This is a genomic window from Streptomyces sp. NPDC054849 (assembly GCF_053610945.1).
Genome location: NZ_JBSGZI010000015.1, coordinates 77393 through 97907 on the forward strand (window position 1 = coordinate 77393; position 20515 = coordinate 97907).

The window sequence follows — 20515 nt, forward strand, 5'->3', positions numbered from 1 at the left end:
TGCGTACCGGAGTACCCGCCCCCGGATCAGTTCGTCTGGTAGTAGCCGACCAGGTCGACGAGCAGGTCGGTGTCCTCCCAGCCCTGGTTCCAGAAGTCGACCATGCCCCCCTTGCCCCCGGGTGTCTGCACCAGGTTCGGGACGGTCGCGCCCTTCGTCCAGTTCAGGGCCGAGGCGACGGGCCGCTGCGGCGTGACCGCAGTGCCGTCGCGGTAGTCGGACCAGAAGTTCGGGTCCGGTGTCACCGACAGGAAGCCGTCGCCGCGGGTGTTGGTGACCGTGGTGTTCAGCGCCCAGCCGTCGACGTCGGGGGTCGTCGTATCGCCCTCGAGCCGCATGGGTTCGTACGTACGGGCCGGCACCGGGCCGGCCTTCCTGCGGCCCCAGCTGAGGTCCTCGCGCGTGTCCAGCAGGCGCATCGGCACCCAGGCGGACACGAACGCGGACCGGCTGTCGGGGCTGTAGTAGCCGACGACGTCCATCACCACGTCGGCCGGGTCCCAGCTGCCGTTGCGTACACTGATCTTTCCGTCCGGGCCGATCGGCACGACCGCCGCGTTGGCGACCGTCCGGCCGCCGGTGAAGTTCAGATTCGAGGTGGCCGGCGCCGCCTGCCCGCTGGGGTAGGCGGTCAGGTGCCCGGACGACCGCGGGTTGGTGGCGGTCAGGTTGAGCGCCACGGCGGTGGCGCCCTTCGGAACGCCGGCCCGCCCGGCGATCTCCACCCCGAAGGTGCCGTGGCCGGGGACCTGCCCCTTCGCCGTGCCGAGGCCCGTGCGGGTGTCCACGACGCGGGTCGGGCTCAGTGCGCCGTAGCCGTCGGCGGTCGACGCCTTGAAGGAGCCGGTGACGTCCGCGATCAAGTCGACCGGCTCCCACCCGGCGTTGAACAGGTGCACGTACCCGTCCTCGCCGACCGGCGCGATCACCAGGTTCGCGACGCTCTGGCCCGCTGCGAAGTTCAGGTGCGACGTCTCGGCGGTCTCGGTCAGTTCCCTGGTCTTGCCGACCGAGATGTGCCCCGCCCCCGTCGTGTTGGTGACGGTGACGTTGAGGACCGCCGAGCCGACGCCGGCGGGGATCTTGGCGGCGCCCGCGACCTTCAGCGCCACCGAGCTGCGCGCGCCGATTCTGGCCTTGGCGGCGCCGAGGCCCGAGCGGGTGTCCAGCAGCCGGGTGGGCTCGTGCGAGGTGAACTCGGTGCCCCTGGTGACGAAGGTGAGCCCGTTCACGGCCTCGACGCCGCTCTCGGCATGCTTCACCGTGACCTTGACGTCGTACGAGCCGACCGCGGCGTACGTGTGCGTGATGTTCCGGGCGTCGCCGCGGAAGCCGGCGAGGGTCACGGAGTAGTCGTCCGTGGTTCCGTCGCCCCAGGAGACGACCACGTCGACTGCGGCGTCGTCCCAGGTGCTGATGATGGACCGCAGGTCGATCGAGTGCGCGGTCGGAGCCGTCGCGTCCAGGTGGATCGAGATGTGCGGGTCCGGCGCGTCCTGCGCCCCCTGCGCCCGCGTGTTCCCCCCGGCCTCGGCACCGGACGGCGGCGTCACGACGGTGCGCGCGGCCGGGCTGGTGAAGGTCTTGCCCTGGAGACGCTGTGCCGCGTCCGGGCCGGCCCCGGCCCGGGGCGTCCCCTGTGCTGCGGGCGTCGCGGGAGCGGCAGGGCCTGCCGCCTGGGCGATCCCCGGTATGAGCCCCACACCCGCCGCCACCAGGGCAGCGGAAATTACAAGTCGGCGACTACGCACCGGCCCCCCATTTTCGTCAACGGTCGATCATGTTCGAAACCCGCCCAGCGTACACAACCCTCTCCCGGCCAGGTCCTGCAACGGGTTTGCGCGGTGCGGTGCTTCAGGGCGTCACGCAAAAAACCTTCCGCGGCCGGTCACATTCGTGCGGGCCCGTCCGTCAGTGCTGTGTAGACGCCGACGCAGCCTGAAGGAGAGCAGCCATGACGGACACCTCGAACGCTTCGAACGCCTCGAACGCCTCGGACACGACGCACGCCTCGAACGCCTCGAACACTTCGATCTCGCGGATGGCCAACCCCGCCGAGTTCGTCCCCGAGCTGAACGACGTCAGCGCCGCCCTCTTCCGGGCGACGGGCAACCGCTCGGTGCCGCGCAACACGATGAGCCTCGTCCACCTGCGCGCCGGGCAGATCGTCCACAACACCTACCTGACCATCCTCAACACCGGCTTCCTGCGCAAGGCCGGGGAGTCCGAGGAGCGCATCACCGCCGTCTCCTCCTGGCAGGACGCCCCCTACTTCACCGAGGCCGAGCGCGCCGCCCTCGCCCTCGTGGAGGCCACCCTCCAGCCCGCCCCGCACGGCCGGGAGCGCGTCTCGGACGAGCTGTACGCCGAGGTGGCCAAGCACTACGACGAGAAGGCCCTCGCCACCCTCACCATCGCGATCGGTCAGATCAACTTCTTCATCGCCCTGGCGGTCATCGGAAAGCCCCAGCCGGTCACCTCGCTGGCCGACGAGCAGTGGGACTGAGGCCCCGGGCGGGCCGGGCCCGGCAGACCCCGCCGCCGGACGACGCCGGAGGGGCGCGACGCCTTCGCGCCAGGTCATCGAGGCCGCAACGCTCTCGGGGGGCGGGTTCCGGGTGGCCGGAAATATGATGTGCACGGGCTGTGCGCGCAGCGGAAGCAGGGACGGACGGATGGATGCACCTCGGAGCGTTCCATGACTCCGCGCCGCGCACCGCGAGGGGCCACCGCCGATCTGCTCAGCACGCTCGGGCGGCTCACCGCCCAGGCACGCGCAGGCGTCGAGCTGCAGCAGGCCCGGGTGGAACTGGCCGAGGCGCTGCAGCGCGAGCTGCTGCCGGCCTCACTGCCGGCGGTGGCGGGCCTGCGGACCGCGGCCCGGTACGCGCCCGCCCGCAACGGTCTGGACATCGGCGGCGACTGGTACGACGGCTTCCGGCTGGCCGGGGGCGCTCTCGCCTTCTGCATCGGCGACGTCCAGGGGCACGACGTGGAGGCGGCCGCCTTCATGGGGCAGGTCCGGATCTGTCTGCGTGCCGTGGCCGCCGTCGTCGTCGATCCGGGCGAGGTGCTGAGCCGGGCCAACGAGGTGCTGCTCTCCATGGACCGTGAGCTCTTCGCGACCTGCAGTCTGCTCCGCTTCGATCCGGAAACGCGGCAGCTGGAGAGCGCCCGGGCCGGCCACGTCCCCTCCGTCTGGGCCACCGTCGACGGCCGGTACGGGACGACGGAGGACGCCGGCGGTCTGCCGCTGAACCTGATGTCCGGGTCCGGATACGCGGTGACCCGGCGCCGGCTGACGAAGGCGGGATCGATCGTCCTGCTCACGGACGGCGTGGTCGAGGGACCGAAGTTCCCGATCGAGAAGGGTCTGGAGCGCGTGGCCCGCGTCGTCAGGGAGGGGGCGGGCACCGATCCCGACGAGCTGGCCGCCGAGGTGATGAAGGTGGCCGACTCCACCGGCCACTCCGATGACGCGGCCGTACTCGTCCTCAGCCATGACGAGGCCGGACCCCGGTAGCGCGTGTCACGCCCCGCCCGGAGCCGGGCTGTTGTCTGATGCTGTGGTGCGCATCGAGGAATGGCGACGTTTCCCGGCAGTCCTTCTTCCGATCCTCGCCGTCGCCGTCGCCTACTACGCGAGCGGGAGGCTCGGCCTGCGCCAGCGCGTCGTGGTCGAGGGCGCCGAGGTCACGCCCCTGTGGCCGCCCACCGGCATCGCCGTCGCCGCCCTGCTGTGGCTGGGCCTGCGCATGTGGCCGGGGATCGCCCTCGGCGCGTATCTCGCCATCGAGCGGATCAGCGACGTCGACTTCCCCAGCCTCGGCATCATCGCGGGGAACACCCTGGCTCCGGTGTGCGCGTACCTGATGCTCCGCAAGGCGGGCTTCCGCGTCGAGATGGACCGGCTGCGGGACGCCCTGGCGCTGGTCTTCCTGGGCGGTCTGCTGCCGATGCTGATCAGCGCCACGGCCGGAACCTGGACGCTGGTGCTCTCCGGCGACATGCCGCTCACGCGGTTCTGGCCGGTCTGGTCGGCCTGGTGGGCCGGAGACGCCATGGGCGTGCTCGTGGTGACCCCGCTGCTGCTCGTCCTGGTCCGAGCCCGGCGGCCATGGGACGGCTACCGCGCCGTCGAGGCCGCGGCCCTGGTGGCCACGTCCGTGGTCGTCGCCCTCATCGCCACCAGGAGCTCCATCTCCCTGCTCTTCCTCGTCTTCCCGGTGATCATCTGGGCGGCCGTGCGCTTCCAGCTCGCCGGGTGCGCGCCGTGCACCCTGCTGGTGTCGGTCCTGGCGATCGCGGCGGCGACCGACCGCGCCGGACAGTTCTCCGAGCACAGCCTCCTGGGGGTCATGGTCAACCTCCAGGCGCTCAACGGGGCGGCGGCCCTGACCGGGCTGCTGCTGTCGGCGCTCGTCACGGAGCAGAACAACGTCCGCCTGAAGATCGAGCAGGTCTGCGAGGACCTGGCCGAACTGGTGGAGCACCTGGCACCGGACGGCAGACCGCCCGAACGCTGAGTGCCCCGGGGACGGCGTCCCCGGGGCACGGCACCAGGCGGTGTGCTACTTGGTCTCGTAGTAGCCGAAGATGTCGACGACGAGGTCGGCGTTCTCCCAGCCCTGGTTCCAGAAGTCGACGACGCCGGTCATGCCGGAGCTCGCCTGGACCAGGTTCGCAACGGTCCTGCCGGCCGTCCAGTTCAGGGTCGAGGAGGTGGGACGCGCCGGGAAGACGGAGGTCTTGTCCTTGTACGCCTGCCACGTGTTCGGGTCCGGGGCCACCGACAGGAAGCCGGTGCCGGCCGTGTTGGTCACCGTGGTGTTCAGCACGTAACCGGCGATGTCGGGCTCGTCGGGGGACATCGCCAGCCAGACGTAGCCGCGGCCGCGCAGCGGGCCGTGGGTCCAGCTCGCCGCACGCGTGTCGAGCCGCCGGCCCGGCTTGAGCGGCATGAAGGCGCCCTTGCTGTCGGCGCTGTAGTAGCCGACCACGTCGACGACGACGTCCGTGCCCGCCCAGGCGCCGTTGCGGACGTTGACGCTGCCGTCGGGACCGACGGGCACGATCACCGAGTTGGCCACCGTCTGACCGGCCGTGAAGTTCACGTTCGAGGTCGTCGGGATCGACCCGCCGCTCGGGAAGACGGTCAGGTGACCGGTCTCCCTCGGGTTGGTCACCGTCACGTTCAGCGCGACCGCGCTGATGTCCTGGGGAACGCCCCGCAGGCCGCTGATCTGGGTCCCGAAGGTCCTCTGGCCCTGGAGCTGGCCCTTGAACGTACCGAGGCCCTCGCGGGTGTCGACGAAGCGGGCCGGGGTCATCGGCGTGTAGCCGCTCGCCTCGGTACGGGTGAAGTAGCCGGTCACGTCGGCGATCAGGTCGACCGCGTCCGACGCCTGGTTGGCCAGCTCCACGTAGCCGCTCTTGCCGACCGGCACGATCACCAGGTTCGGGACGGACTGACCCGCCTCGAAGTTGACGTTCGACGTGGTCGGACGCTCGGTGCCCTCGGGGAACGCCGTGATGTGGCCGGCGCTGGTGGGGTTCGTGACGGTCACGTTGAGGGCCACGGCGGTGACCCCCTCCGGGATCCCGCCGTTGCCGCCGACCTTCACGCGCGTCGTGCCGTACGGGGCGACCTTGCCCTGTGCCGCGCCGGTCCCGTTGCGGGTGTCCAGCAGGCGGGTCGGGGTGTACGGGACGAAGTCCGAGCCCGCGGTCATGATCTGAAACTCGTTGACGACCTCGGCCTGGTTCACCGGGTCCGTCACGGTGACCTTGATGGTGTACTCGCCGAGCTTCTCGTACGCGTGGCTGCTCTTCAGCACGGCCGAACCGTACGCGTCCATCAGGTCCTTGTTCCCGTCGCCCCAGTCGACGGAGACGCCGAGCGAGGCGTCCGCGCTGATGACGGTGGTCTCGAGGTCCAGCGCGTGCGCCGAGGTGCTCGCGGCGTTGAGGACGATGGCCAGGTCCGGGTTGCCGGCGGCCTGCTGGGCTCCGGCTCCGGCCTTGCCGCCGGGCAGCGCCTTGCGAACCGAGCGCTCGGCGGGGCTCTTGAAGGTCTTGAGGGTCGGCGCCGCGGACTTCCCCGGGTCCGCGACGGGAGCGCTCACCCCCGGCGCGACCGGCTCGGCCGCCTGCGCCAGTCCCGGCGCGAGACCGATGGTGGCCGCGATGACGGCAACGAATATTACGAGACGGCGACTACGCACCGGCCCCCCCATTTTTTGAACGTGCTCAGGAATGAGGCTCCAGAGTACCTAGATCCTCACCGGATGATCACCGGATATCCCTGGCGCGAAGGGGAGTTGGCGCATTTCTGTCCCAGGCTGAGCCCCTATGCCCCATCCTGCTCGGCCACGGTGAACCGGCATCGCCAGGCCGCCGGATGCCGTCCGGCACCAGCACGAAGCCGTCGCAGTCCCCCGGTACAGGACCCGCCGCTTCGGCCTGAACGGGTGCTGCGGCTCGTCCGCCTGCCGGGGCGGACCGCGGGACTACCGGGCCGCCGGACTAGCGGACTAGCGGACCGCCTGACTACCGGACTACCGGACCGACGCGCCGCTACCAGGCCAGCTGCGAGATCTCCTCCGCCACCACCGCGCAGGCGTCCACCGCCGGGTCGATGAGTGGGAAGTGCCCGACCCCGTCGAGCAGGGTCAGCCCCACCATCTCGCCCGCCTTCGCCGCCGCGGCCACGTACGCCTCGGCCACCTGCTGCGGGACCACGATGTCGTCCCGCCCCTGGACCACCGCCGTGGCGATCCCGGTCGGCAGCAGGGCCGCCGGATCGGCGTACGGCAGGCGGTCCGCGAAGTACCGCCCGCCACCCAGCAGCTGCGCGCTCGCGCCGCCGCACACGCCCAGTTCCTCCGCCACCGCGAAGTCGGCGATCGGGGCCAGGGCGACGACGCCGCGCAGCACGGGTGGGGAGGACAGCCTCCACGGGGAGTCGGACGGGAGCACGTGCCGGGCCGCGGCCCACAGCGCGAGGTGGCCGCCGGCCGAGTGGCCGGTGACGACCACGCGGCGGACGTCGGCCTGCGGGAGCGCGGTCGCGGCGAGCCCCGGAAGGGCGTCCATCGCGGCGGCGACGTCGTCGAAGGTCTCCGGCCAGCGGCCGGCGACCGGCCCTTCGGCGTCCTGGTGCGGAAGGGAACTGCCTCGCCGGTACTCGACGTTGGCGACGGCGAAGCCGCGCCGGGCCAGGAAGTCCGCGAAAGGCGTGATGTGCTGCCTGTCGTACGGGGCCCGCCAGGCGCCGCCGTGCAGGACCACCACCAGCGGGACCGGACCGCCCCGGGTCTCGCCGCGGGGGGCGTAGAAGTCGATGACGTGGTCGGGGTGATCCCCGTACGCGGTGCTCGCGTCCGGTGCGACGGCCGGGTGCGAGAAGGCCGAGGCGGCCTCGGCGGCGTCCCGTTCCACTGCGGCGGGGTCCGTCATCGGCTCAACCTCTCGGTAACGCGTGGGACAGCGGGGACAGATGTTCCGGTGTTCCGGCAGAGCGGGACCGTATCAGTCTGGAACGGGAGGTTCCGTGCGGGGTCCGGGATATGGCCGGGCGGACGGAGCCGTAGCCCCGCCCGCCCGGTGATGTGACGTTTCGCTAACGGGTCACCCGAAAACGTGACCCAGTGTCCGTGCCGCGCGCTCCGCGTCGGCGAATCCGACGTAGAGCGGGGTGAAGCCGAAGCGCAGCACGTCGGGCGCACGGAAGTCGCCGATGACGCCCCGGGAGATGAGTTCCCGCATGACCTCCCGGGCGTTCTCGGTGCGCAGCGAGATCTGGCTGCCGCGCCGCTCGTGCTCGGCCGGGGTGACCGACTCGACCCGGCCCTGCGGGACGTACGCCGCCACGCATTCGAGGAAGAAGTCGGTCAGGGCGAGGGACTTGGCCCGCACGGCCTCGACCGAGACCCCGTCCCAGGCGTCGAGCGCCGACTCCAGGGCCAGCATGGACAGGATGTCCGGGGTACCGACGCGTCCGCGGGTCGCGCCCTGCGCCGCCTCGTAGGCCGGGGTCATCGCGAAGGGATCCGCGTGGCCGTTCCACCCCGGGAGCGGGGAGTCGAAGCCCGCCTGGTGCCGGGCGGCTATGTACAGGTACGCGGGCGAGCCGGGGCCGCCGTTGAGGTACTTGTACGTGCAGCCGACCGCGAGGTCGACGGCGTGCGCGTCGAGGCCGACGGGGAGGGCCCCGGCGGAGTGGCACAGGTCCCAGACCGTGACCGCCCCGGCGGCACGGGCCGCCGTGGTGAGGGCGGGGAGGTCGTGGAGCCGGCCGGTGCGGTAGTCGACGTGGTTGAGGAGCACCACGGCGGTGTCCGCGTCCATCGACTGCGCCGCGTGCGCGGGGTCCACCGGGATGACGGTCAGGCCCGTCATCCGGGCCGCCGACTCCGCGATGTAGCCGTCGGTGGGGAAGGTGGCGGCGTCGACCAGCAGCTTGGTCCGGCCGGGCGCCGCGAGGCGGGCGGCGCCGACGAGGGCCTTGAAGAGGTTGACGCTGGTGGAGTCGCCGACGACCACCTGGCCGGGGGCCGCGCCGATGAGGGGGGCGAGCTTGTCGCCGATCCGCTCAGGGGCGGTCCACCAGCCGCTCTCGTCCCAGGAGCGGATGAGGAGCTCCCCCCACTGTCGCCGGACCACGTCGGAGGTGGTCTCGGCGACGCCGGCCGGCAGGGCGCCGAGGGAGTTCCCGTCCAGGTAGACGACCCCGTCGGGCAGGGTGAACCGTTCGCGGAGCTTGGCGAGCTCGTCCGCGGCGTCCAGGACTGCGGCTCGGTCCCGGAGATCCGCCGACGGGGCCGGGTTCTGGGCCGGCGGGACCGGCGGGGCCGGAGTCATCGCGTCAGACATGGCTGCGGGCCGTCCAGAGCTCCGGGAAGACGTTCTTCGTCGCGCGCTTCTCCAGCCAGGTCACGCCGGCCGAGCCGCCCGTGCCCGTCTTCGCGCCCATCGCTCGGCGGGTGGCCACCAGGTGGTCGTTGCGCCAGCGCCAGACGAGCTCCGCGACGTCCGTCAGGACCTCGCCGAGGCGGTGCAGGTCCAGGTGCTCGTCCGGGGCGGCGTAGAGGCCGGTCCAGACGGCCTCGACCTCGGCCGAGGGCTCGTAGCGCAGCGACAGGTCGCGGTTCAGGACGGCGTCCGGCACCGGGAAGCCGCGGCGGGCGAGGAGGCGCAGGACCTCGTCGTAGAGGCTCGGCTCGTGCAGGGCCTTCTCCAGCTCCGCATGGACGCGCGGGGCGCCCCGGTGCGGGACCAGCATGGACGAGGACTTCTCGCCGAGCAGGAACTCCATCCGGCGGTACATCGCCGACTGGAAGCCGGAACCCTCGCCGAGGGCGGCGCGGTAGGCGTTGAACTGGCCGGGGGTGAGCTGGGCGAGCGGGCGCCAGGAGGCGTTGAGGGCCTCCAGCTCGCGGAGGGAACGTTTCAGCGCATCCATCGCGACCGGGATGCGGTCCTCGCGCAGGGCCTTCGCGGCGGTTTCCCACTCGTGGACGATGACCGTGAACCACAGCTCCATGACCTGGGTCGTGACCAGGAAGACCATCTCGCCCGGATCGTCCGAGCGGAGGTGCTGGAGGTGGGTGAGAACGTCCGCCTGGACGTAGTCCTCGTACGGGGTCGTGCCGTCGAAGTCGAGGTTCGGGGTGTCCGACCCGCCGACTCCGGAGGCATCAAGGGTGTTCGACATCGCTGTCTCCTCGACACGTGCTTCCGGGTAGCGGTCCGCTCCTTCCGTGAGGTGAGTGGAGCCCCGGTCCCCTGCCCGCAGCATAGGACACCGCCGCGGCAGCGCTCCAGCGGGGAGTGACGCAGACCACACATTCCGGCCCGCGTCACTCCCCGCTGTACGGGGTCAGGCGCTCAGCGTGTCCGCCGCCGTCGGGGACGAGTCGCGCAGGAAGGTCGAGCAGCGCTCGTACTCCTCCTTCTCGCCGATCGCCCCGGCCGCGCGGGCCAGGGCGTGCAGGGCGCGCAGGAAGCCGCGGTTCGGCTCGTGCTCCCACGGGACCGGGCCGTGGCCCTTCCACCCGGCGCGGCGCAGGGCGTCGAGGCCGCGGTGGTAACCCGTACGGGCGTAGGCGTACGACTCGACCGTGCTCCCGGCGGCGAAGGCCTCGTCGGCGAGGAGCGCCCAGGCGAGGGAGGACGTGGGGTGCGCGGCGGCCACCTCGACGGCGGGGGTGCCGGCGGCGATGGCCTCGCGGCCCGGCTCGTCGGGGAGGTGGGTGGGGGCGGGGCCCCCGAGCAGGTTCTGGTGAATGGACATGCCCCCAGTCTGCCGGGCCGTGCACCGCCCTGCCGCCACGGCCGGGCGCGGTGTCGAGCCGGCTCGCCGCCCCCGGGACGACCAGGCTCGGCATCACACTCGTGTGGAGGACCGCGACCTCCCGGTCCAGTGCGAGCCCGAGCATGTGCGACTGACGTTGAGCCCCGACGAAGACCCGACCACCAACCGATCACCGTCCACCGGCCCCCGGCACCCCGGCCAGGGAGCCGCAGAAGGGCCCGGCCCCCGTCGTGAAACGGGGACCGGGCCCTTCGGTGCAGCGCTGGTACGGCCTGTGCGGCCTGGCGCGGCCGACTACTTCAGCTTGGTACCGGTGGAGCGCAGGTTCGCGCACGCCTCGGCGACACGCGCGGCCATGCCGGCCTCGGCGGCCTTGCCCCAGGTGCGGGGGTCGTACTTGGACTTGGTGCCGACCTCGCCGTCGACCTTCAGGACACCGTCGTAGTTGCGGAACATGTGGTCCACGACCGGGCGGGTGAAGGCGTACTGGGTGTCGGTGTCGAGGTTCATCTTCACGACGCCGTTCTCCAGCGCGGTGGCGATCTCCTCGGCCGTGGAGCCCGAGCCGCCGTGGAAGACGAAGTCGAACGGGGAGGCCTTGCCGAACTTCTCGGCGACACCGGCCTGGAGGTCCTTCAGGAGCTCGGGACGCAGGACGACGTTGCCCGGCTTGTAGACGCCGTGCACGTTGCCGAAGGAGGCGGCCAGCAGGTAGCGGCCCTTCTCGCTCAGGCCCAGGGCCTCGGCCGTGCGGATCGCGTCGTCGACGGTGGTGTACAGCTCGTCGTTGATCTCGTGGCTGACGCCGTCCTCCTCGCCGCCGGTCGGGGTGATCTCGACCTCGAGGATGATCTTCGCGGCGGCGGCCTTGGCGAGCAGCTCCTGACCGATGGCCAGGTTGTCGGCCAGGGTCTCGGCGGAGCCGTCCCACATGTGCGACTGGAAGAGCGGGTTCAGACCGCGGCCCACACGCTCGGCGGAGATGTCCAGGAGCGGACGTACGTAGCCGTCCAGCTTGTCCTTGGGGCAGTGGTCCGTGTGCAGCGCGACCGTGATGTCGTACTTGGCGGCGACGATGTGCGCGAACTCGGCCAGGGCGACCGCGCCGGTGACCATGTCCTTGTTGTGCTGGCCACCCAGGAACTCCGCACCACCGGTGGAGATCTGGATGATGCCGTCGCTCTCGGCCTCCGCGAAGCCACGCAGTGCAGCGTGCAGGGTCTGGGAGGAGGTCACGTTGATGGCCGGGTAGGCGAACTTGCCTGCCTTCGCCCGGTCGAGCATCTCGTTGTAGACCTCGGGGGTTGCGATGGGCATCTGTCCGCTCCTTGGATGTGCGGGGAGTGTGCTTATTGCGGGCCCTGACCTGGGGGCGACGTCATCGTCGCGCCTATCTTTCCAGACTCCGCGCGGCGGTCCACCCTGCCGGTCTCACGTGGTGGTCGAACGGCCCGGGATGTTTCACGTGAAACATCCCGGCCGCCCGGGAAAGAGCAGGTCAGGGCCGCCTCAAGGGCTGCCGAGGAACGTCGCCGCCAGTTGTTCCGGTGGCCGGTCCCGGACGCCTAGGACAGGCCGAGGTCTTCGAGGCGGTAGCCGGTGAGGTACGGCAGGCCGGCCTCGGCGATCGCGTCGGCCGCACCGCGGTCGACGATCGTCGCGACGGCGACGACCTCGCCGCCGGCCTCGCGGACCGCCTCGACGGCGGTCAGCGGGGAACCACCGGTGGTCGAGGTGTCCTCGACGACCAGGCAGCGCTTGCCCTTCACGTCCGTGCCCTCGATGCGGCGCTGCATGCCGTGCGCCTTCTGCGCCTTGCGGACGACGAAGGCGTCCAGGCGTCCGCCGCGCGCGGCGGACGCGTGCAGCATCGAGGTCGCGACCGGGTCGGCGCCCAGGGTCAGACCGCCGACGCAGTCGAACGCGAGCTCGGCGGTGAGGTCGAGCATGACCTGACCGACCAGCGGGGCCGCCTCGCCGTCGAGGGTGATCCGGCGGAGGTCGATGTAGTAGTCGGCCTCCCGGCCGGAGGAGAGGATCACCTTGCCGTGCACGACGGCCTTGTCCTTGATCTGCTGCAGAAGCGCATCGCGTGTGCCTGACGGCGTTACTTCGTTGACGTCACTCATGCCTCCGAGCTTAGAGGGGGCCTAGCGCAGCCGCCGCCACGTCCACGTCGTGGAGATCTCCAGCGGGTCCACCGGCGTGACCAGGCGCGGCAGGGTGTTCAGTCCGTTCGGCGGACCGGACTGCGGCTCCACGCAGACGGCCTCGGCCTCCACGTCGTAGACGACCACCCATTCGGCCCGGCTGGTGACCCGCAGTTCCAGCTGGCCGGGCCAGGTGAGGGTGACGTCGACCCCGTGCGGCATGCCGAAGCAGTCGTCCCAGGGGCCGGGCTTCGGGTCGATGCGCTTGCCCGTGGGGAGGTGGTCGGCCCCGCGCTCCTCCTGCCAGGCGGGGTCGAAGGCGATCTCGACGTCCCCGCCGCCGGTCCCGAGGTCGCGCCGGAACCAGGGGTGCCAGCCGGCCTGGGCGGGGAACGAGTCCCCGTAGGTTTCGACGCCCATGGTGAGGGTCAGCGCGTCCTCGGCGAGGGCGACGACCTGGGTCACCCGGCCGGGGTACGGCCACGGGTCGGCGAGGTCGTAGGTGAAGGCGGCCTCGGTCGCGGTGGCTCCGGCCGGGCGCCAGCGTGCGTCACGGCCGAACCCGTGGAGGGCGTGCGGCGGGTGGTCGACCGGCATCTGGTGGACGGTGGCACCGTCGTGGAAACGGCCGTTCTCGATCCGGCCGCACCACGGGACCATCGGAAAGGCCCCGAATTTCGGCCCCTGGCGCAGCAGCTCCGTCCCGTCGATGCGCAGGCTGCTGATCCGGCAGCCGTTCTCCTGGTCGACCGTCACCTCGGCGCCGCCGGCGCTCAGTTGCGTACTCATGCGGACGACCCTAATGCGGGTCCAGGGGGCCTCCGGTGGACAGGGCCGGCCATGATCCACCGGACACCCCTCACCGCGGGTCAGCGGCGGCGGCGCAGGGCTCGGCCGATGACGACCGCCGAGGCCAGCGCGAGGGCTGCGGCCGGGGCGATCCAGCGCAGGCTGTCACCGGCGGTGGTGGTGGCGGGGGCGGGGACCGGAGCGTAGCGGCCGCGCGGAGGCGCGTGATCCACCTCCTCCGCACTACGGCCGATCATGGTGCGGCGGGCGTGGGCGGCCTCGGCCGGGGGCCGCGGGGTCCCGTCGAGGTCCTCGAACTCCCCGGCCAGGAAGGGGTCCAGGGAGGGGGCCGGCACCTCGGTCTCGAAGACGGACGCGGAGACCTCGGTGACGTCGTCCCCGGTGATCCCCGCACCACCCTCGGCGTCCTCGGCGTCCTCGGCCTCGGCCACCGGGTCGCTGACGGCGGACCCGTCGGTCAGCCGGCCGGCGGCCCGGTCCAGCAGCCGCCGCACTGCGGTGGCCGCGGCCTCGGGGGTGAACGCGGCGGCGCGGCCGTCCGCGGTGGCCCCGCCGGTGAAGTCCAGCCGGGTCCCGCCCTCGGCCGGGGTCAGCCGCAGGTCGAGGGAGAACTTCACGGTGCCGCTGCCCCGGACCTCGGTGCCCTCACCGTCGAAGGTGAAGTGGCCGGGGTCCCGCTCGGTGACCGCCAGGGACCCCCGGTAGGTGACGGTGCTCCCGCCGACCCGGACCTTCAGCCGGCCCGAGACCGGCCCCGACTCGGTGTCGGCGTCCTGCTGGAGACCCGGGACGCACCCGGCCACCCGGGCGGGGTCGCGCAGCACGGCGCGGAGATCGTCTGCCGGTACCGGGACGAACACCTGATGCTCCATGCGGTCGAGCCTACCCAGGACAGGCGCACCGGTCACGAATAGCGGGGGTGCGGCAGGGTCGAGGGCGGAAGTCCGGGCACCCGGGTCCGTTCCGCGTCGCGCCCGGCGTCCTGCAGGGAGCGGCTCGACAGCGAGCGCAGCGCGGGCGTGTCGTGGTCCACGTGCAGCCGCGGCGCCTGCTCGCGGGCGGCCAGAACGAAGCCCCAGTCCCGCGGCGGCGCTTCGGATACGCCGAGGGGGGTGCGGTCGGATCCGGCGGCGAAGCCCGAGAGGCGGCCCCCCGTGCTGTAGGGGGCGGTGCGCAGGCCGGCCGCGCGCAGGGTGGAGTCGACGGTCCAGTACGTACGCGGACGCGTGGCCATCGGCCCGGCGTGCACGGCCATCCGGCCGCCGGGGCGCAGGGCCCGCGCGGCCAGCCCGTAGAACTCCTGCGAGTACAGCTTCGTGCTGGGGATGATCCCCGGGTCGGGGAGGTCGGAGACGATGACGTCGAAGCGGTCGCGGGCGGCCGGCCCCCGCAGCCAGCGGAAGGCGTCCTGCGTGACGACGCCCAGGCGCGGGTCCTCGAACGCCCCGGCGTTGAGCGCGGAGAGCATCGGATCGGTGCGGGCCAGGCGGACCACCCCGGGGTCGAGCTCGACGACGGTGACGGAGGCGACGTCCCGGTAGCGGAGCACCTCGCGGGCGGCGAGCCCGTCGCCGCCGCCGAGGACCAGGACGCGGGCGTGCGGCCCGGTCATCGCGGGGTGCACCAGGGACTCGTGGTAGCGGTACTCGTCGTAGCCGCTGACCCGCAGCCGCCCGCCGAGGTACAGGTCGAGGGAGCGCGGTGAGCCGGTCGCGGGCCCGGTGAGAACCAGCTCCTGCACCCCGGTCTGGACGGCGACCCGGACCTCCCCGCCGTAGACGGCGCGCCGGGCGAGCCGCTCGAAGTCGTCGGCGAGGACGGTCGCGGACGCCAGCACCGCCAGCACGGTCACGTTCGCGGCGATCAGCACCCAGCGGCAGCGCCGGCTCAGGTCGCGCCGGAACAGCCACAGGACCAGTCCGCCGCCGACGGCCGCGTTGACGGTGCCGGTGAGCATGGCGCCGGTGAGCTGGCCGAGTACCGGGAGCAGCAGGAACGGGAAGGCGAGACCGCCGACGAGGGCGCCCACGTAGTCGGCGGCGAACAGGTCCGCGACGGCCCCGCCCGCGTCCTGTCTGCGGACCCGCTGGATGAGGACCATCAGCAGCGGGATCTCCGCGCCGATGAGCACCCCGATGGCGAAGGAGAAGGCGACGAGCGCGGGACGGGACTCCCCCAGCCAGGCGAAGCTCGCGTACAGGGCCATGGCCGAGAGCCCACCGAGGAGGGCGAGCCCCGCCTCGATGGCGCCGAAGCCGAAGGCGGGCCGGTGGCGGAGGCGTTTGGCGAGCAGGGAGCCGACCCCCATGGCGAAGACCATGACGGACAGCACGACCGACGCCTGGGTGACGGAGTCGCCGATGAGGTAGGTGCCCAGGGCGAGCAGCTCCAGTTCGTACACGAGCCCGCAGGCGGCGCAGACGAACACGGTGGCCAGGACGAGGAGTCGGCCGGTCCGGGGCCGTACGGGCAGGGCGGCCGGGACGGTCGCGGCGCCCCGCGGCTCCGGAGCCGGGAGCACCCGGCGCGGGACGGAACGGTCGATCATGCAGCGAACCGTACGTCACCGCCCACCTCCATCCGGTCACCCACATGGGTGCAAGTGGTGTGCTGGTACGGCCAGTTGGCGTAACCGCGTCGCCCTTCCGCACCCCGGAGCGCCGACCGGCCGCCGGTCACCCGCCGGTCGCGCCCAGTCGGCCGCCGGTCGCCCCGCCCGCCCCCGCTACAGCAGCGCCGACGACACGACAGCCGTTGCCGCGGCGGCCCCCATCCGCACTCCGACCCGCGTCCGGGTGGCCACGAGCTGCCCCTCCTGCGGGTACGCGTGCCAGGTCCGCCAGCGCACTTGACCCTCGTACCGCTGCGCGAGCATGGCCGTGAAGGCGTGCGGACTTCCCGGAAAGGTCCCCGCTAGCCCGTTCGGGTGGTCCGCCACCAGCGCGAGCAGTTCCTGCGCCCTGCCCGCGAACGACCCGCGGGACAGGGTCTCGACGCGCGCGGCGAACTCGTACTCCCAGTCGCCCACCCGCTTGGCCACGCCGAGCGGCAGCGGCGTACTGCTGCCGGGCATGCAGGCGACCGTCTCCGAGCAGAGCACCTCCCCCTCCTCGAGGAGAACCTGATGAGAGGCCCCGAGCAGGCGCAACTCCACCTTCGCGCTCGAAAGTTCGAGGTTCAGTACGGCCAGGGCGGGCAGCGGGTCCCGACCCAGCGCCCAGGCGAGATCGGCGGCACGCGTGTCGGTGTATGAGGTCTGGAGGGTCGTGAGCATGAGTCGGCTCCGCAAACGCGCGAGGGAGATGGGCCGGGGCCCGCCAGCGGTAGTCAACGGGTGGGGGGACACCGGCACGGGTCCACAGGAAGTCCAGGAAAGGTCCGAGGACTGGTCTACTCAACCGAGGGAATCATGAAAGGCACGGCACTCACAGCGCTTTTACCCAACTTGACGGGGTTTACATCCCCCCGGGGGCTCCACAGTTCACGTGTTCAACGAGTTGCGTCCCGCGCGTCGTCATGCAGGGGCGAACGAGAGGGCACCCGACGGAAATCGGACCGCCGGGCGCCCTCGTCCGGACGGCGTCAGCTGCCCCGTGTCAGCTGCCGCCGCCACACCCTCCGCCCCCGCAGGAGGAAGACGATCCGCCGCACGACGAGGAGGACCCGCAGCCCGACGACGAGCCGCCGTCCCCGGCCCACCCGCTGCGGTGCCCGCCGCTGTGGCGACGGCTCGGACCGGCCCCCTTGGCCGCGATGAAGACGATGAACACGATGACCGCGATGAACAGAAGCCCGATCCCCAGCAAAGCGAACATGATGCCCGCCCTTCTCTCACGCTCCGGTCCTCCCGGAGAGCGGGATCCCCGCGTCCCGCGTGAGGGGTGGATGCCCTCGGCCCGCGCGGCCCAAAGCACACTTGAGCAAGTCCAGAGGTTGCCCGCAGGATGACGCCCATGAGCACACCCGCGAGCAGCGACCGCCCCTTCCTGAACCGCCGTCTGGCGGCCTTCGGCACGACGATCTTCGCGGAGATGTCGGCCCTGGCCGCCCGCACCGGTTCGATCAACCTCGGACAGGGCTTCCCCGACACCGACGGCCCGGCGCAGATCGCCGAGGCGGCCTCCCGCGCCGTCCTCACGGGACACGGCAACCAGTACCCGCCGGGGCCCGGCGTCCCGGAGCTGCGCACCGCGATCGCCGCGCACCAGCAGCGCTTCTACGGCCTCGGCTACGCCCCAGACACCGAGGTCCTGGTCACGGCGGGCGCCACGGAGGCAATCGCCGCCTCCCTCCTCGCCCTGCTGGAGCCCGGCGACGAGGTCATCGCCCTGGAGCCGTACTACGACTCGTACGCGGCCTGCATCGCGATGGCCGGCGCGGTACGCGTCCCCGTCACCCTGCGCCCGCACGCCGGGGCCTTCGTCCTCGACCTGGACGAACTGCGCGCCGCCGTCACCCCACGCACCCGCCTGCTCCTCCTGAACACCCCGCACAACCCCACGGGCACCGTCCTGACCCCGGCCGAGCTCACCGCGATCGCCGAGCTGGCGGTCGAGCGCGACCTGCTGGTCGTCACGGACGAGGTGTACGAGCACCTGGTCTTCGAGGGCGCCCACACCCCCCTGGCGGGGCTCCCGGGCATGCGCGAGCGCACGGTCACCATTTCGTCGGCGGGCAAGACCTTCTCGTTCACGGGCTGGAAGGTCGGCTGGGTCACCGCGCCCCCGGAACTGGTCACGGCGGTCCGCTCGGCGAAGCAGTTCCTCACCTACGTCTCCTCGGGACCCTTCCAGTACGCGATCGCCGAGGCCCTCGCCCTCCCCGACACGTACTACGACGCCTTCCGCACCGACCTGGCCGCCAAGCGCGACATCCTCGCCGACGGCCTCGCGGCGGCCGGCCTCGAGGTCTTCCGGCCGCAGGGCACGTACTTCATCACCACCGACATCACGCCCCTCGGCGAAAAGGACGGCCTGGCCTTCTGCCGCGCCCTGCCCGAGCGCTGCGGTGTCGTCGCCATCCCGAACCAGGTGTTCTACGACGACAAGGCCGCCGGAGCCACGCAGGTGCGCTGGGCCTTCTGCAAGCGCGAGGACGTCCTGCGAGAGGCCGCCGCCCGGCTGCGCCGCCTCTGACCACCCTCCCCGACGTCCCGGGCCGCCGCTCTGTCCCGCCCCTTGCCCCGGGCCGGACCGTGTCGGTTACCGCGCGTGGTTGCGTGGTGGCTGAGGCCGGTGTGAAGCTGACCGCCGTACACGTGCCCGAAGCCCTCACCAACGGGTGAGCGGACCCACCGAGAGCCGGAGAGTCGGGATACATGGCAACGGGCAGAGCGACCTTGTCCGCGTCGCCCCTGGAGATGCGCGCGGTCCGGGCCGTACGGTCGGCCGCGCCGACGACGGTGATCGCACTCGGGGTGTTCGTGGCCGTACGCGGCACCGGGGTCCTGGTGCTCGCCCTCGGATCCTGGTGGGCCGGACGGGATCCGGTGCGGGTGCTCGGCAGGTCCTGGGACTCGGCCTGGTACCTCGGGATCGCGGCCAACGGCTACGGGCGGACCGTGATGTCACCGAGTCCCGTCACCGGCACCGGGCCCGTGCAGAGCGACTACGCCTTCTTCCCGCTCTACCCCGCGCTGATCCGGATCGTCTCCGACGTCCTGCCCGGCGGGCTCGTCCCCGCCGCGCTCCTCGTCGCCTGGGTCTCCGCCGCCGTGGCCGCCCTCGGGATCTACCGGGTCGGGGAGCGGGTGATCGGGCCGCGCGCCGGGCTGCTGCTCGTGGGGCTGTGGGCGGCGCTGCCGCACGCGGTGGTCCTGGCCCTCGCCTACACCGAGGCACTGCTGGCCGCGTTCGCCGCCTGGGCGCTCTACGCCCTGCTGCGCGAGCGCTGGCTGTGGGCCGCCGGCCTCGCCGTGCTCGCCGGGCTGACCCGGCCCACCGGACTCGCCGTGGCGGCCGCCGTCTCGGCCGTGGCCCTGTACGCGGTCCTCATACGAAGATCCCGGGCACCCGAGGTGTGGGTGGCCGGGCTGGTGGCGCCGGCCGGCTGGACCGCGTACGTCCTGGCCGTCGGCGTGAGGATGGACGACCCCTTCGGCGGCTACTTCGCCGTGCAGCGCCGGTGGGGCTCCCGCTTCGACTTCGGCGCCGGGGCGCTGCGCTCGGCGGAGCGGGTGCTGACCGGCGGGCACGTGCCGCTCGCCACCACCGTGACGGTGATCCTGCTGGCCCTGGCAGGGCTCCTGGCGGTGCTGCTGGTGCTGGACCGCACGCCGCTGCCGCTGCTGGCGTACACCGCGATCCTGCTGGTGATCACTTTCGGCGGGGCGGGTTACTTCGAGTCCAAGCCGCGCTTCCTGCTGCCGGCCTTCCCGCTGCTCCTGCCGCTGGCCGCCGTCATGGCGAGAGCCCGGCCGCGTACCGCGGTCGTGGTGACCGCGGTGGTGGCCGGGCTCGGTTACGGCTACGGGCTCTATCTGCTGCTTGTGGCCCGCGTACCGCTGTAACGGCTAATTGGTCGTGTCGCCGTTGCCTTCGTCGTCGCCGTCGGCGGAGTCGATCTCCTTCTCCAGTCCGAGCTGCTCGACGAGCCACTTGTCGAACTCGATGGACGCGCGGACCCAGCTGACCGTGGAGGACACGAAGTGCTCCAGGTTGACGCCGGTGCCGATCAGCATCTGCGCCTCACCGATCAGGCGGACCGAGCCGTCGTCGTGGGTGTGGCTGTAGACCTTCGGCCACAGGGTGCGGCGGTTCCAGTCGTCGATCGACTCGAGAAGCTGCGGCTTCTCGTCGATCTTGTGCGGACGGTCGTAGAAGGTCCGCACGGAGAAGACCTGCTGCTCGTCCTCGCCGCGGAACATGAAGTACGTGCGGAAATCCTCCCACGGCGCCGCGAGGTCACCCTCGTCGTCGACGACGTACTTGAGCTCCATCTGCTCCAGGAGCTGCTTGACCAGATCCTGGTCGGGGACGACGGGGCCCGCCGGTCCTGTGGCCTGCGGTTCGGGCTGCTGCCCTCCGAAGTTCGGAATCGAGGCCGGGTCGATGCTCACCGTGTACTTCCCTTCGTGCGGATACAAGCATCCTCCCCCATCCCGCCCCTTTCGTGTCCAGCCCCGGCCGCCCGATCCGCTGCGGGCGGACACGAAGGGCGGCACCGGAGCGTGTCCGCCCGGCCCCGACCGGCCCGACAGCCCGACACGGCCCGACACGGCCGGAGACGGGCGGAGACGGGC

Annotated in this window: 18 protein-coding genes; 5 read left to right on the top strand and 13 right to left on the bottom strand. The window is 72.1% G+C overall.

What is annotated here, in order from left to right; genetic code table 11:
- Positions 1-26 precede the first annotated feature (26 nt).
- Positions 27-1715, bottom strand: coding sequence for a hypothetical protein (locus ACWGIF_RS09870; protein WP_453493712.1), 1689 nt, complete (start codon positions 1713-1715; stop codon positions 27-29).
- A gap of 326 nt (positions 1716-2041) precedes the next feature.
- Between ACWGIF_RS09870 and ACWGIF_RS09875 the strand changes: the two genes are divergently transcribed.
- The 3 genes from ACWGIF_RS09875 to ACWGIF_RS09885 all read left to right on the top strand — a co-directional run bounded on the left by ACWGIF_RS09875 (position 2042) and on the right by ACWGIF_RS09885 (position 4526).
- Positions 2042-2506 carry a carboxymuconolactone decarboxylase family protein gene (locus ACWGIF_RS09875; RefSeq protein WP_453493782.1) on the top strand — a complete coding sequence of 155 codons (465 nt, stop codon included), beginning with the start codon at positions 2042-2044 and terminating at the stop codon, positions 2504-2506.
- A gap of 192 nt (positions 2507-2698) precedes the next feature.
- Positions 2699-3523: a PP2C family protein-serine/threonine phosphatase gene (locus tag ACWGIF_RS09880; RefSeq protein ID WP_453493715.1), complete on the top strand. Its 825-nt coding sequence runs from the start codon at positions 2699-2701 to the stop codon at positions 3521-3523.
- Positions 3524-3566: 43 nt separating this feature from the next.
- A complete protein-coding gene (locus ACWGIF_RS09885) occupies positions 3567-4526 on the top strand; it encodes an MASE1 domain-containing protein (RefSeq protein ID WP_453493785.1) in 960 nt (319 codons plus the stop codon).
- A 45-nt stretch (positions 4527-4571) separates the two neighbouring features.
- Here ACWGIF_RS09885 and ACWGIF_RS09890 read toward each other — a convergent pair whose 3' ends face one another.
- The 11 genes from ACWGIF_RS09890 to ACWGIF_RS09940 form a co-directional block, all read right to left on the bottom strand.
- Positions 4572-6224 (bottom strand): hypothetical protein, encoded by a 1653-nt coding sequence (locus tag ACWGIF_RS09890; RefSeq protein WP_453493718.1) that lies wholly within the window; start codon positions 6222-6224, stop codon positions 4572-4574.
- A 352-nt stretch (positions 6225-6576) separates the two neighbouring features.
- Positions 6577-7458, bottom strand: coding sequence for an alpha/beta hydrolase (locus ACWGIF_RS09895; RefSeq protein ID WP_453493720.1), 882 nt, complete (start codon positions 7456-7458; stop codon positions 6577-6579).
- Positions 7459-7629: 171 nt separating this feature from the next.
- Entirely contained in the window at positions 7630-8874 is a 1245-nt protein-coding gene (gene kynU, locus ACWGIF_RS09900; protein ID WP_453493723.1) for a kynureninase, read from the bottom strand.
- Positions 8867-9715, bottom strand: a complete 849-nt coding sequence (locus ACWGIF_RS09905; protein WP_453493726.1) for a tryptophan 2,3-dioxygenase family protein — start codon at positions 9713-9715, stop codon at positions 8867-8869. The genes kynU and ACWGIF_RS09905 overlap by 8 nt, the downstream gene beginning before the upstream one ends.
- Positions 9716-9880: 165 nt before the next feature.
- Positions 9881-10294 (bottom strand): DUF3151 domain-containing protein, encoded by a 414-nt coding sequence (locus ACWGIF_RS09910; protein WP_453493729.1) that lies wholly within the window; start codon positions 10292-10294, stop codon positions 9881-9883.
- A gap of 315 nt (positions 10295-10609) precedes the next feature.
- Complete coding sequence (gene fbaA, locus ACWGIF_RS09915) at positions 10610-11632, bottom strand: class II fructose-bisphosphate aldolase (protein WP_453493731.1); 1023 nt, start codon at positions 11630-11632, stop codon at positions 10610-10612.
- A gap of 248 nt (positions 11633-11880) precedes the next feature.
- Complete coding sequence (gene pyrE, locus ACWGIF_RS09920) at positions 11881-12444, bottom strand: orotate phosphoribosyltransferase (RefSeq protein WP_453493734.1); 564 nt, start codon at positions 12442-12444, stop codon at positions 11881-11883.
- Positions 12445-12465: 21 nt separating this feature from the next.
- On the bottom strand, positions 12466-13254 hold the full coding sequence (locus ACWGIF_RS09925) for an aldose epimerase family protein (protein WP_453493737.1): 789 nt from the start codon (positions 13252-13254) through the stop codon (positions 12466-12468).
- Between the two features lie 80 nt (positions 13255-13334).
- Complete coding sequence (locus ACWGIF_RS09930; protein WP_453493739.1) at positions 13335-14147, bottom strand: SRPBCC family protein; 813 nt, start codon at positions 14145-14147, stop codon at positions 13335-13337.
- Positions 14148-14179: 32 nt separating this feature from the next.
- On the bottom strand, positions 14180-15823 hold the full coding sequence (locus ACWGIF_RS09935) for a polyamine aminopropyltransferase (RefSeq protein WP_453493742.1): 1644 nt from the start codon (positions 15821-15823) through the stop codon (positions 14180-14182).
- A gap of 177 nt (positions 15824-16000) precedes the next feature.
- Positions 16001-16549: a DUF2617 family protein gene (locus ACWGIF_RS09940; protein ID WP_453493745.1), complete on the bottom strand. Its 549-nt coding sequence runs from the start codon at positions 16547-16549 to the stop codon at positions 16001-16003.
- 670 nt (positions 16550-17219) lie between these two features.
- Between ACWGIF_RS09940 and ACWGIF_RS09945 the strand changes: the two genes are divergently transcribed.
- Both ACWGIF_RS09945 and ACWGIF_RS09950 read left to right on the top strand, forming a co-directional pair.
- Positions 17220-18410: a pyridoxal phosphate-dependent aminotransferase gene (locus tag ACWGIF_RS09945; protein WP_453493748.1), complete on the top strand. Its 1191-nt coding sequence runs from the start codon at positions 17220-17222 to the stop codon at positions 18408-18410.
- Between the two features lie 182 nt (positions 18411-18592).
- The gene (locus ACWGIF_RS09950) at positions 18593-19783 is read left to right on the top strand and encodes a hypothetical protein (protein ID WP_453493750.1); all 1191 of its coding nucleotides are present in this window, start codon (positions 18593-18595) and stop codon (positions 19781-19783) included.
- Between the two features lie 3 nt (positions 19784-19786).
- Here the strand turns inward: ACWGIF_RS09950 and ACWGIF_RS09955 are convergent, their stop codons facing one another.
- Positions 19787-20332 carry a YbjN domain-containing protein gene (locus ACWGIF_RS09955; RefSeq protein ID WP_453493753.1) on the bottom strand — a complete coding sequence of 182 codons (546 nt, stop codon included), beginning with the start codon at positions 20330-20332 and terminating at the stop codon, positions 19787-19789.
- Positions 20333-20515 lie beyond the last annotated feature (183 nt).

Coding starts and splice junctions, on each gene's coding strand:
- ACWGIF_RS09875 (WP_453493782.1), top strand. CDS start 2,042: ATGGCCAACCCCGCCGAGTTCGTCCCCGAGCTGAACGACGTCAGCGCC.
- fbaA (WP_453493731.1), bottom strand. CDS start 11,632: ATGCCCATCGCAACCCCCGAGGTCTACAACGAGATGCTCGACCGGGCG.
- ACWGIF_RS09895 (WP_453493720.1), bottom strand. CDS start 7,458: ATGACGGACCCCGCCGCAGTGGAACGGGACGCCGCCGAGGCCGCCTCG.
- ACWGIF_RS09905 (WP_453493726.1), bottom strand. CDS start 9,715: ATGTCGAACACCCTTGATGCCTCCGGAGTCGGCGGGTCGGACACCCCG.
- ACWGIF_RS09940 (WP_453493745.1), bottom strand. CDS start 16,549: ATGCTCACGACCCTCCAGACCTCATACACCGACACGCGTGCCGCCGAT.
- ACWGIF_RS09880 (WP_453493715.1), top strand. CDS start 2,699: ATGACTCCGCGCCGCGCACCGCGAGGGGCCACCGCCGATCTGCTCAGC.
- ACWGIF_RS09950 (WP_453493750.1), top strand. CDS start 18,593: ATGGCAACGGGCAGAGCGACCTTGTCCGCGTCGCCCCTGGAGATGCGC.
- ACWGIF_RS09935 (WP_453493742.1), bottom strand. CDS start 15,823: ATGATCGACCGTTCCGTCCCGCGCCGGGTGCTCCCGGCTCCGGAGCCG.
- kynU (WP_453493723.1), bottom strand. CDS start 8,874: ATGTCTGACGCGATGACTCCGGCCCCGCCGGTCCCGCCGGCCCAGAAC.
- pyrE (WP_453493734.1), bottom strand. CDS start 12,444: ATGAGTGACGTCAACGAAGTAACGCCGTCAGGCACACGCGATGCGCTT.
- ACWGIF_RS09910 (WP_453493729.1), bottom strand. CDS start 10,294: ATGTCCATTCACCAGAACCTGCTCGGGGGCCCCGCCCCCACCCACCTC.
- ACWGIF_RS09945 (WP_453493748.1), top strand. CDS start 17,220: ATGACGCCCATGAGCACACCCGCGAGCAGCGACCGCCCCTTCCTGAAC.
- ACWGIF_RS09930 (WP_453493739.1), bottom strand. CDS start 14,147: ATGGAGCATCAGGTGTTCGTCCCGGTACCGGCAGACGATCTCCGCGCC.
- ACWGIF_RS09925 (WP_453493737.1), bottom strand. CDS start 13,254: ATGAGTACGCAACTGAGCGCCGGCGGCGCCGAGGTGACGGTCGACCAG.